The following is a 9858-nucleotide window of genomic DNA, read 5'->3' as shown; positions in this document are numbered from 1 at the left end:
GGTCGGCCCCATCGCCGGCAACGGCGATGCTTCGGTCGGCAAGATGATCGCCGAAGCGATGCAGAAGGTCGGCAACGAAGGCGTCATCACGGTTGAGGAAGCCAAGACCGCCGAGACCGAACTCGAAGTCGTCGAAGGCATGCAGTTCGACCGCGGCTACCTCTCGCCCTACTTCGTCACCAACGCCGACAAGATGGTTGCCGAGCTCGAGGACGTCTACATCCTCCTGCACGAGAAGAAGCTGTCCAACCTCCAGGCCATGCTGCCGGTTCTCGAAGCCGTCGTGCAGACCTCGAAGCCGCTGCTCATCATCTCGGAAGACGTCGAAGGCGAGGCTCTGGCCACGCTGGTCGTCAACAAGCTGCGTGGCGGCCTGAAGATCGCCGCCGTCAAGGCGCCGGGCTTCGGTGATCGCCGCAAGGCCATGCTGGAAGACATCGCCATCCTCACCGGTGGCCAGGTCATCTCGGAAGACCTCGGCATCAAGCTCGAGAACGTCGGCCTCAACATGCTCGGCCGCGCCAAGAAGGTGTCGATCTCCAAGGAGAACACCACCATCGTCGACGGCGCCGGCAAGAAGGCCGAGATCCAGGGCCGCGTTGCCCAGATCAAGCAGCAGATCGAAGAGACCACTTCGGACTACGACAAGGAGAAGCTGCAGGAACGTCTGGCGAAGCTCGCCGGCGGCGTTGCGGTGATCCGCGTCGGCGGTGCGACGGAAGTCGAAGTCAAGGAAAAGAAGGACCGCGTCGATGACGCCCTCAACGCGACCCGCGCGGCCGTCGAAGAAGGCATCGTTGCTGGTGGTGGCGTCGCGCTGCTGCGCGCTTCGGCCAACATCAAGGCCACCGGCGTCAATGCCGACCAGGCCGCCGGCATCAACATCGTGCGTCGTGCGCTTCAGGCTCCGGCCCGCCAGATCGCGGCCAACGCCGGTGCGGAAGCATCGATCGTTGCCGGCAAGATCCTTGAGAACAAGGGCGCGACCTTCGGCTACAACGCCCAGACCGGCGAGTATGGCGACATGATCGCCATGGGTATCGTCGATCCGGTCAAGGTTGTCCGTACGGCTCTTCAGGACGCGGCCTCGGTCGCCGGCCTGCTGGTCACCACCGAAGCCATGATCGCGGAGGCTCCGAAGAAGGAGTCGGCTGGCGGCGGCATGCCTGGCGGCATGGGCGGCGGCGGCATGGGCGGCATGGGCGGCATGGATTTCTAATCCAGCTCTGGCAGCTTTCGCAACGAGAGGGCGGCATCAATGCCGCCCTCTTTTTTTGCGAACCTCGGTCCGATGAACGATCGACGCCAACGCCGGCCATCGGCGTTAGGGCAACCTCAAAAGAACTGTCGAGTTGGTTGCGCGCGGCTTTGCGTCATCAGAGGCGCAAGGCGGTCGCGTGTGAGGATTGCGCGCTCCCATAGGCGGTTTCGGCATGTGCCTCGCCTTCGACATCGACATTGCGGCCAAGCAGGAAATCGGCGGCTTTCGAGGCATGGCTTGCGGCGCGGAAGATGGCGCGGTTGTCCTCGCGCAAAACCGTCAGCCATGAGCCGATGTAGTCGGCATGGCGCACGCTCGGCTCGATGCCGAGACTGCTGCAGATGAAGGCTGATGCGATTTCGGCGACCAGTTCCTCGCGCGCATAGGTGTTGGACCCGAAGGAGCCGGACAGGTCGCGCGCGAGTCGCCTCGGGTGGCCGGTCCAGTGTCCAAGCTCGTGAAAGCAGGTCCGGTAATAGTCGATCTGGTGGAAGAAAGCCGGCTGCGGCGGCACCTGTATGGTGTCGCTGCCGGGCATGTAGAAGGCGCGCTCGCCGCCGATGCGAAAATCAGCGCCGGTTGCATGAATGAGCGCCTCGGCCTGCGGGACCATCTCGCGCTCAGGCAGAGGCTCGCCGGCGGCGTAAAGATGTTCGGGCAGATTATCGCACTGCGCGACATCGAAGACGGTGAAGCGCTTCAGGAAGGGCACCGCCTGCGGTTCGTCGCCATCGGTGTCGGCGCGTTGCTTTTCGTTCTTGGGAACAAAGCGGTCAGCGTGAACGATGGTGGTGCCGTGCTCGCCCTTCCTGACATTGCCGCCAAGCGAAAGCGCCTGCCGGAAGGTGAGCCAGTTCTGGCTGGGGAAACCGCGCTCGATGACCGCGCCCCACAGGATCAGGATATTGATGCCGGAATATCGGCGCTGGGTGGCCGCATTCCGCGGCAGGCCGAGGCCTGTCCTTGCCCTGCCCCACGGCTTGACCCATGGCACGGTGCCGCGCTCCAGTTCGGCAATGATGCGGTCGGTGATTTCCTGATAAAGGCTGGCGCCGGTGCGCCCGCCACTGTCTGCGCCAGCCTGTCGGCTGCCGCAACGTTTGTTGTTTGCACGCATCGTGATGTCCTCCGCTCTACAATCGCGCGCCCTCCCCGGAAGCGGGGTGGGCGGCAAAAGCGACCGGAAAGGCCCGCCGTCGGAGGCGGACTGCATCAGCAGGACCGGAACGGAGTGGAGGACCCGAAAGCGACAAGCGAAGGGTTGCGGGACGCCGCGGCGGGCCTAGAAGGGAGTGCTGCCCACCCTGCGCCAGGGGGAAGGCCACAATAGAAAGACGCCGGCCGACAGGCCGGCGACCGTCAGCAGCCGAAGGCTGCCCCGCGCCAGGGGGCGAAGCCGGATGGCCGAGACCGCCTGAGCCTGTCGAAGAAAAGCGGGCTCGGTTCACGAGCACCCGATGCGCGCCTAGGCGCGCAGGCGCCTGCTCTCGACCGGTAACAAGTGAGTTCAATCAGGTTGCTATGGCTTGATTAGTTCGCAAGGATCAACGTTCAGGGCTTTCGCAAGTCGGCCTAGGACCGTCACACTCGCTGAAACCCGACCACGCTCAATCGAGCCCACATAGCGCATGCTCAGCTCTGCACGAGCCGCCAGCTCTTCTTGCGTCAGCCCTTGATCATGGCGCACGCGACGCATTTTGACCGCCATGACCTCCTTGAGATCCATGGCTGGATAGGGACCAGAACGGGAACTATCGTTCTAGGAATGATCGTTCCTATTCGTTATAGTGGCGTCTCGTCAGGGCGTCCCCTGTGGAACGTCGAACGCTCGGAACTGAGCCGATAGAAAAATGAAAGCAAAAATCCTGGACAATGTTCCTTGGGCGGACACCCTCACCGCGTACGACGAAGAGCATTTCGCGATCTACCTGAGGCTCATCGAGGCGTGCGCCGACAACGCCAGCGAGGAAGAGATGGCCCAGGCCATACTTGGGATCGACCCCGGGCAAGAGCCAGCTCGTGCCCGCAAGGCAGTGAGAAGCCATCTGAACCGGACACACTGGCTGATCAGCAGCGGGTACAAGGAACTTTTCCCGGGCTAAGTCGTGGAAGACGACAGCTACAGGAGAAACCTCCTGTACCCACCGTTCATGAGCGCGCGCCCGCGTTTGATCGCACGGCGCACAATGTCACGAAGGTGGTCCCCGGGATCCGCCCAATCCCGTTCGACACGTGCCTTCCCTAACAGGGCAATGCCGATCTCGCGATGCGACGCGCCGGCGATAAAGCCGTCAAGCGCACGTAAAACCAACCGCAGCCGCGCACCACGTGGCTCGGCCGGAAAGAACCTTGGTGGAAGCCGTCCCGTCGATCGGAGGGCATTTAAACACTCAAGACCCTTCAGACGTTGCTTCACTTCCGCTGGTGGCCAAAGCACGTTCGCGGTCAGACGTGCTGGCTCGAGGACGTTTTGCCCGACGACTGCCAGTTGAAGGTTCCTGAAACCCTCTGTGAAAAGGACGTTCTGCCATTCGTCCGCACTCACCAAGATGGAGATTTGACTGGCGACACGGGAGAGATCAAACGCGTCATTGTCGCGCAATCTCGATGCAGGTTCCGCGGAAGCCGCAAGAACATGCGGACATTCACGAGGAGACCAAAAGACGTTCGCAGAACTCTCAATCGAGCTTGCAAAAGAGAATCCCCCAAGCGGAGAGATCACTTTCGCTTGCCGGGATCCTGATGATGTCCACAATCCCCGATCGCGAGAGATCAACGCGCTGCGAGACAGCGCGAAGATCATTCTGAAAACCCGGATTGCGCCTCAGAAGCTCCCAGGCCCAGCCGCGGCTGGTGAGGTGCAGGGAATAGGCATAGGCATGGTCGTCCTGCCAGTCCGGCCAGGCTGGACCAGAGTTCGTCTCACTCATGGCACCACATCCAAGTGAAAGCGGGATCGCATCCCGAAGTCAGGCAATCTTTCTGACGGGCGCCCACAAAACGGGACCTTTGATCCCGCCATTGCGGTAGATGGCATCCAGGCTTCCGGCCGAGACGTCGAGATGACCTGCGACGGCGCGCGTATTGCCGATCGTCTGCGGATCGGAGATACGCTCGAGCGGCCAGCCGGCGCGACGCAGGATCCGCTCGATGCGCAAGTCCGTCACAGTGACGATGCTCCCCAGATCGCGCGACAGACCGAACTCGATCATGCCGGCGAACAGCTCGTAGGTACCGAGCGCAATACCGGCCTGTTTCGGCGCGGACGGCGGAATATCGAGTGCGAAACGGCTGCTTTCCCAGATGTGAGGATCTTCCGGCGCTGGGTTGTCTCCAAGCAGAATGGAGAAGCTGTCACGCAACATTGTCGATCCAGTGGTTGGCAGCAGGCGCACACAGCCATCTATGCGCCCGGTCGATGCTCTCAGCAGCAGATAGCAGGGTCCCAGCGCATCGAAGGGATCGACTTCGTAGCCACCGCTGACGGACACATCCCAATTCAGGCGATCCCTGAAAACGCGATGACGCAAGCGATGCATTTCCTTGAGCTCGTCGTCGAAATCCGCGTAACAATCAGGGGTGATTAACTGCATCATAGTGACCTTCTCCTCGCGATAAATATCGATCGCGATTGGAGGCGAAGGTCCTTGTCGCCACAACCTGTGCATGCATACAGCTTGATGAGGCCGTCAGGTCAGATCTGTCGGTCTCGATACTGCGAACCGGATCGCGGCCTGGGTTTTGGTTCGCACGCCCAGCTTCTTCTTGGCATTGTCGAGATGAAAGGCGGCGGTGCGTTGACTAATTCCCAGAATGCGGCCGATCTCCCAATCCGACTTGCCGCGAGCAGCCCATTGCAAGCACTGAATTTGCCGCCTGGACAAAGCAACTCCGTCCACAAGCCGGTCAGCCGTCAGCCTGCGACGCGCCTGAATGTGGAAGAAGATAGCGATGAGTTGGAGGGCCTGTTCGTATCGCTCGATCACACGGAAGAACAATGGCTGCCTTTCATCGGAGGCGAAGGTCAGCGCAGCAAAAAGACCTCGATGATCATGGACCGGAACAGTGAAGCCGCAACGGATGCCGAAATGCGCGGCTTCGTCCATCAACTGTCGCTGTACCCCTGACAATCCTGTATCACTGTCGTCTGCACCCCAGCTGAAAGTTTCCTGGCTACTACTCGCCTGATGGATCACCGGATCCACCTCTTCATAACGCCTGTGAAGGTAGTGAGATGTCCAAGGCTGTGGATAGGTGGACAGCAGATTTGTCGCTCGATCCAGCCGGGACGACGGCGAGAGGTACGCAAATGATGGCAGATCGAGCGACAAGGCCGTATCGGCCAAGGCATTGCGGAGATCAACTGCGTCAGCGCTGTCCGTTATTTGTTCAACAAATCTGCGGAAGACGTCATGCATACCTGATCTACATTGCAGAAGGCTGAGGATAACATCGCCCCAGGCAGTGAAGCCTCCAATGTCAATCCATTCAAATCTTTATCGTGTCGCCGAGAATAACCGCGCTATTCCTTGAGAAGCGTGTCACAGGTGGACACGCCATCAAGATGACCTTTCGCTACCGCATCATACACTCGACCTCAGCGGCCTGCGGGATAGCGGGCTGGGCTCCCGCAGAAGTGCAAGCAATGCTCGCCGCTACAACCGCTCGCCGGACCGCCAAATCGAGCGACTCTCCCTCGCAAATACCTGCCGCGAGGTACCCACAGAAGGTGTCGCCGGCTCCGACTGTGTCGACCACTTGGACACTGGGCGCGGAAACACGAACGACTTTGTCGCCGGCGCTAACAACGGCACCCATATTGCCGAGGGTAACCACGACGACTTGACCGTTCTATGCGGCGAGTTTCAGAACCTCGTCGTCCAGATTCACGGGCTTAAGGCCAAGTAACAGTTCGAACTCGCTCTGATTGGCCACAACTATGGAGGCCAACTTTGCCAATGACCCAGTTTCCGGGACGTACGGCGCAACATTGAGGATTGAGCGAAGACCCCTCTCCTTAGCTAGTTCAAGCGCGTGTCGGGCCGCGTCGACCGGAATCTCCAGTTGAAGCAACAACAAGTCCTCGTCCGAACATTTATCGAGTGCTTGTCGAACCTCGCGCTCCCCTACTGTTGCGTTGGCGCCAGAGAGTACCGCAATCTGGTTCTCTCCCGCAGCGTCCACCACGATCATGGCAATGCCGGTATTCACGCGTGCCATTCGTACTCCCGCCAAGTCAACCCGGTCACGGCGCAACAACGTCAGTGCTATTTCGGCAAAGGGGTCGTTACCGACTGCGGCAAAGAGCGCGACCTCGCTCCCCGCTCGCCGCGCGGCCAGCGCTTGGTTAGCTCCTTTGCCGCCAGGCTCCGTACGAAATGAGCTACCCAGGACGGTCTCACCAGGCATCGGAAGACGGTCGACGACACCGATCTGGTCTGCGTTTATCGATCCAAGAACGATGATCATCACTGGGTCCTTCTGTCATGAACGGTTGGGGCCAGGCGTCACAGCCATTCGCAACCCTGAGAGACACCCGACCGTGGGAGGGACGGTGGGCATCTCTTCAGGGCCGCCTCCTGGCCAGCGCTCACTTGAGCTAGCCAGGCGGTTTTTAAGCGGCGGGAACAGACGGTGGGAAACCGGCTGCCGAACTGGGCAGACAACGAAATCCAGATTGATTGGCCCCACAACAGCAATCATCTTGTTGCCTCCGTTTCCGTCGCGATGACCTCTATAGGGAGAGTAGGCGTTGGTTCAGGAGGTCGAATAACTTCACGTCGTCTGCGGTTGTAACAACGTAGCAGTTCGCGGGTGCGTTCTCCCGATGACGCTCCGAAATTGCAGCGACCGTGCGGCCGCGATTGAGCGACGACGCGTAATCGATCTCCACCTTTGCGTGAACTCCATCGAAGAGTGAAGGGTCGATCAGAAAAGCGGTGACGCACGGATCATGGAGAGCGGGATCCTTGCCGCCATAGTTGACCATCATGGACGCCGCCTGGCGCGCAATCTCGGATCCTCCGTTCTGCAGGACGCCGACCCGATCCGAAGTGACGATGACCTTATTGGTGACGTCGAGACCGAACATCACCAAACGTGCGCCCGAATTGAGAATGATCTGCCCGGCGAGCGGATCGAACCAGATGTTGAATTCGGCCGCTGGCGTAGTGTTTCCTGGGCAGAAAGCCGCCCCACCCATGAACACGATCTGCTTGAGCTTCGAGGCAATCGCCGGCTCCTTGACCAGGGCGAGCGCAACGTTCGTTAGCGGCCCGATCGCGCACAACGTGATCTCGCCCGGGTTCTTCAAGATCGTCTCTACGATGAAGTCGACAGCGTGTAGAGGGTGCTTTTGACGCGACGGCTCCAGAATACCGACATCGCCTAAGCCGTCGTCTCCATGGACCGAAGATGTGCGCGGAGGGGTGGGGAACATGGCGTGCCGGCAGCCGGCAAAGACCGGGACGTCAGTCCGTCCGGCGAGTTCGCAGATCCGCAAGGCGTTTCGCGTGGTGTATTCCAACGGAACATTGCCGGCGACCGTCGTTATGCCGAGGACCTCGATCTCCGGCGAAGCGAATGCGAGCAGGATCGCCACCGCGTCGTCGACGCCGGGGTCACAGTCAATAACGATACGATGTTTGGGCATGTTGTCTCCTCGCCGGATGGCCAGAGGCCTCCCGGCGCCATGTGTGAGGGGTTGGTCAGGGGGGATTAGTTCAGGAACGCATTGGTGTAGTACTTGTCCGCCGACTGGATGGACTTGAGCTGGCCGGTGTCCTTCAGCGCCTGGGCGATTGGAAGCCAGTGGCGATCGGTTTGGACCATCAGGCCCGAGGGCCCTGACAGCAGTGGGATGGTCGCTGCCCAGCCTAGTTTGTTGAATTCGCGGGAATCCGAATTGGGATAGGCCTGGGAAAAGAGGTCTGCCGCCTCGTCGGGATGTTCCATGGCCCATTCGGTCGCCCTCATGGTCGCGCGCATCCACCGCCTACCGAGATCAGCGTGCTGGTCGACGAAATCCTTACTTGCGGTGTAGGCGCTCAGCGGCACGTCCGGGACGCCGCATTCGGGGCCGATGAGGCTGGTCGGTTCCTTGTTGAGCTGCAGCTTAATCGTGGGAACGATGAAGTTGGATGCGTTCGTGGCGATATCGATCTTGCCAGCCAGAAGCAGCGGTGTGTCGCTGTCTTGCGCGGTGATGAGCTGCACGTCATTTTCGGTGATCCCCGCTGCCTTGTAGACGAAGGGCATCATCGCCTTCGTCCAGGAATCGGCGAACACACCGATCGATTTGCCCTTCAAATTGCCAAGCGACACGGGCTCGCCAGGGCGACCGAATAACCCCCAATTGTTATGCTGTGCGAATACGCCAACCGATACGATGGGCACGCCTTGGTCGGCGCCAAAGACCACGTCGGTCGTGGCCTCAAAGCCGATATCGGCTTGCCCGACAGCCAGGAGGCGACCGGTTGTCTGCGAGTCCGGCGGCATGATGATTTCCGTCTTCACGCCCTCGGCCTGATAGAAGCCCTTGGCGTTGGCAACGACGATGGGAATCATCGTGAAATCCGGGGACGGCCAAGCCCAGGCAAATCGCACCGTCTGGAGATCGGCTCCGTGAGCGACACCGATTTGGCCCGCAAGCAGCAGCCCTACGGCAATTCTTTTGAATACACCCATTATCTTTCCTCCTGGCTCGCGGCGGGTCGCTCACCGGCTGCGCCGGCATCGAATAGTGGTTGTTCAATTCATTGATCGGAGTGGCGGGAGCGGAGTTGGACAGGGTCAGCCGTCCAACGTTGTTCCCGCACCGTGGCTCTGCCTATTTGAGGAGTTCGTTCGTATAGTACTTGTCCGCGGGAAGGACTTCTTTCAGTTGACCCGTATCCTTGAGTGCCTGCGCCAGGGGCAGCCAGTGCTGATCATTCTGGACTAGGTAGCCGTCGGGGCCACTCAGGATGGGGACGAGCGCCTTCCAGCCAAGCGTGTTGTATTCCAGCGTCCCGCTGTCCGGATAGGCCTTGGTCACGATCTGCGCCGCTTCGTCCGGGTATTCGGCGGCCCACTGGGTCGCCTTGACAGTGGCCTTCATCCATTTCTTCGCGCTGTCGCCATGCTTGGACAGATATTCCGTGCTGGCCGTGTAGGCCCAGATCGGGATGTCGGGCACGCCTGCTTCCTTGCCGACCAGGGCGGTCGGATCCTTCCGCAGTTGGGTCTGGACGGTGGGCACGAGATAGTTCGACGTATTAGTTGCGATATCGATCTTTCCGGCTAGGAGCAGCGGTGTGTCGCTGTCCTGGGCAATGATCAGTTTGACGTCATTTTCGGTAATCCCACCTGCCTTGTAGACGAAAGGCATCATGGCCTTCGTCCAGGAGTCGGTGAAGATCCCGATTGACTTGCCCTTGAGCTCCTCGAGCTTTACCGGCTCGCCAGGGCGGCCGAACAGGCCCCAGTTGTTGTGTTGCGCGTAAACACCTACCGAGACTATGGGAAGCCCTTGCTCAGCCCCGAAGACCACGTCGGTGGTTGCTTCAAATCCAATGTCGGCTTGCCCGACGGACAGAAGCCGCGCGGTGGTTTGAGAG

11 protein-coding genes and 1 pseudogene are annotated in these 9858 nt (G+C 60.3%); 2 read left to right on the top strand and 10 right to left on the bottom strand.

Translation table 11 applies throughout. The features are described from left to right. On the top strand, nucleotides 1–1219 hold a 1219-nt coding region (gene groL, locus EOA27_RS09600), incomplete at its 5' end, for a chaperonin GroEL (RefSeq protein WP_127256023.1). 157 nt (nucleotides 1220–1376) lie between these two features. Here the strand turns inward: groL and EOA27_RS09595 are convergent. Together EOA27_RS09595 and EOA27_RS09590 are read right to left on the bottom strand one after the other, a co-directional pair. Continuing rightward, nucleotides 1377–2378 carry a zincin-like metallopeptidase domain-containing protein gene (locus EOA27_RS09595; RefSeq protein ID WP_126059319.1) on the bottom strand — a complete coding sequence of 334 codons (1002 nt, stop codon included), beginning with the start codon at nucleotides 2376–2378 and terminating at the stop codon, nucleotides 1377–1379. Nucleotides 2379–2780: 402 nt separating this feature from the next. Then, the gene (locus EOA27_RS09590) at nucleotides 2781–2987 is read right to left on the bottom strand and encodes a helix-turn-helix transcriptional regulator (RefSeq protein ID WP_126079638.1); all 207 of its coding nucleotides are present in this window, start codon (nucleotides 2985–2987) and stop codon (nucleotides 2781–2783) included. A 124-nt stretch (nucleotides 2988–3111) separates the two neighbouring features. On the opposite strand from EOA27_RS09590, the gene EOA27_RS09585 reads away from it, so the two are divergent. Next, nucleotides 3112–3363 carry a DUF2285 domain-containing protein gene (locus EOA27_RS09585; protein WP_127256021.1) on the top strand — a complete coding sequence of 84 codons (252 nt, stop codon included), beginning with the start codon at nucleotides 3112–3114 and terminating at the stop codon, nucleotides 3361–3363. Between the two features lie 17 nt (nucleotides 3364–3380). Here the strand turns inward: EOA27_RS09585 and EOA27_RS09580 are convergent, their stop codons facing one another. The 8 genes and pseudogenes from EOA27_RS09580 to EOA27_RS09550 form a co-directional block, all read right to left on the bottom strand. After that, nucleotides 3381–3863: a DUF2285 domain-containing protein gene (locus EOA27_RS09580; protein WP_245491059.1), complete on the bottom strand. Its 483-nt coding sequence runs from the start codon at nucleotides 3861–3863 to the stop codon at nucleotides 3381–3383. Nucleotides 3864–3939: 76 nt separating this feature from the next. Next, nucleotides 3940–4191: a DUF6499 domain-containing protein gene (locus EOA27_RS42045; protein WP_245491058.1), complete on the bottom strand. Its 252-nt coding sequence runs from the start codon at nucleotides 4189–4191 to the stop codon at nucleotides 3940–3942. Between the two features lie 39 nt (nucleotides 4192–4230). Further along, nucleotides 4231–4857 carry an acyl-homoserine-lactone synthase gene (locus EOA27_RS09575; RefSeq protein WP_126079641.1) on the bottom strand — a complete coding sequence of 209 codons (627 nt, stop codon included), beginning with the start codon at nucleotides 4855–4857 and terminating at the stop codon, nucleotides 4231–4233. A 93-nt stretch (nucleotides 4858–4950) separates the two neighbouring features. Next, nucleotides 4951–5679, bottom strand: a complete 729-nt coding sequence (locus tag EOA27_RS09570) for a LuxR family transcriptional regulator (RefSeq protein WP_127256017.1) — start codon at nucleotides 5677–5679, stop codon at nucleotides 4951–4953. A gap of 157 nt (nucleotides 5680–5836) precedes the next feature. Then, nucleotides 5837–6730: pseudogene (locus EOA27_RS09565) on the bottom strand (ribokinase). 265 nt (nucleotides 6731–6995) lie between these two features. Beyond that, nucleotides 6996–7913 carry a nucleoside hydrolase gene (locus EOA27_RS09560; RefSeq protein ID WP_127256015.1) on the bottom strand — a complete coding sequence of 306 codons (918 nt, stop codon included), beginning with the start codon at nucleotides 7911–7913 and terminating at the stop codon, nucleotides 6996–6998. A 65-nt stretch (nucleotides 7914–7978) separates the two neighbouring features. Continuing rightward, on the bottom strand, nucleotides 7979–8947 hold the full coding sequence (locus tag EOA27_RS09555) for an ABC transporter substrate-binding protein (protein WP_127256013.1): 969 nt from the start codon (nucleotides 8945–8947) through the stop codon (nucleotides 7979–7981). Nucleotides 8948–9089: 142 nt separating this feature from the next. Then, nucleotides 9090–9858, bottom strand: a 769-nt coding sequence (locus tag EOA27_RS09550; protein ID WP_127256011.1) for an ABC transporter substrate-binding protein, incomplete at its 5' end; no start/stop codon positions are given.

Origin of the sequence: Mesorhizobium sp. M2A.F.Ca.ET.037.01.1.1 (assembly GCF_003998075.1) — a bacterium.
In the GTDB taxonomy this organism is placed as follows: Bacteria; Pseudomonadota; Alphaproteobacteria; order Rhizobiales; family Rhizobiaceae; genus Mesorhizobium.
This window is presented reverse-complemented; position numbering and strand designations above follow the sequence as displayed.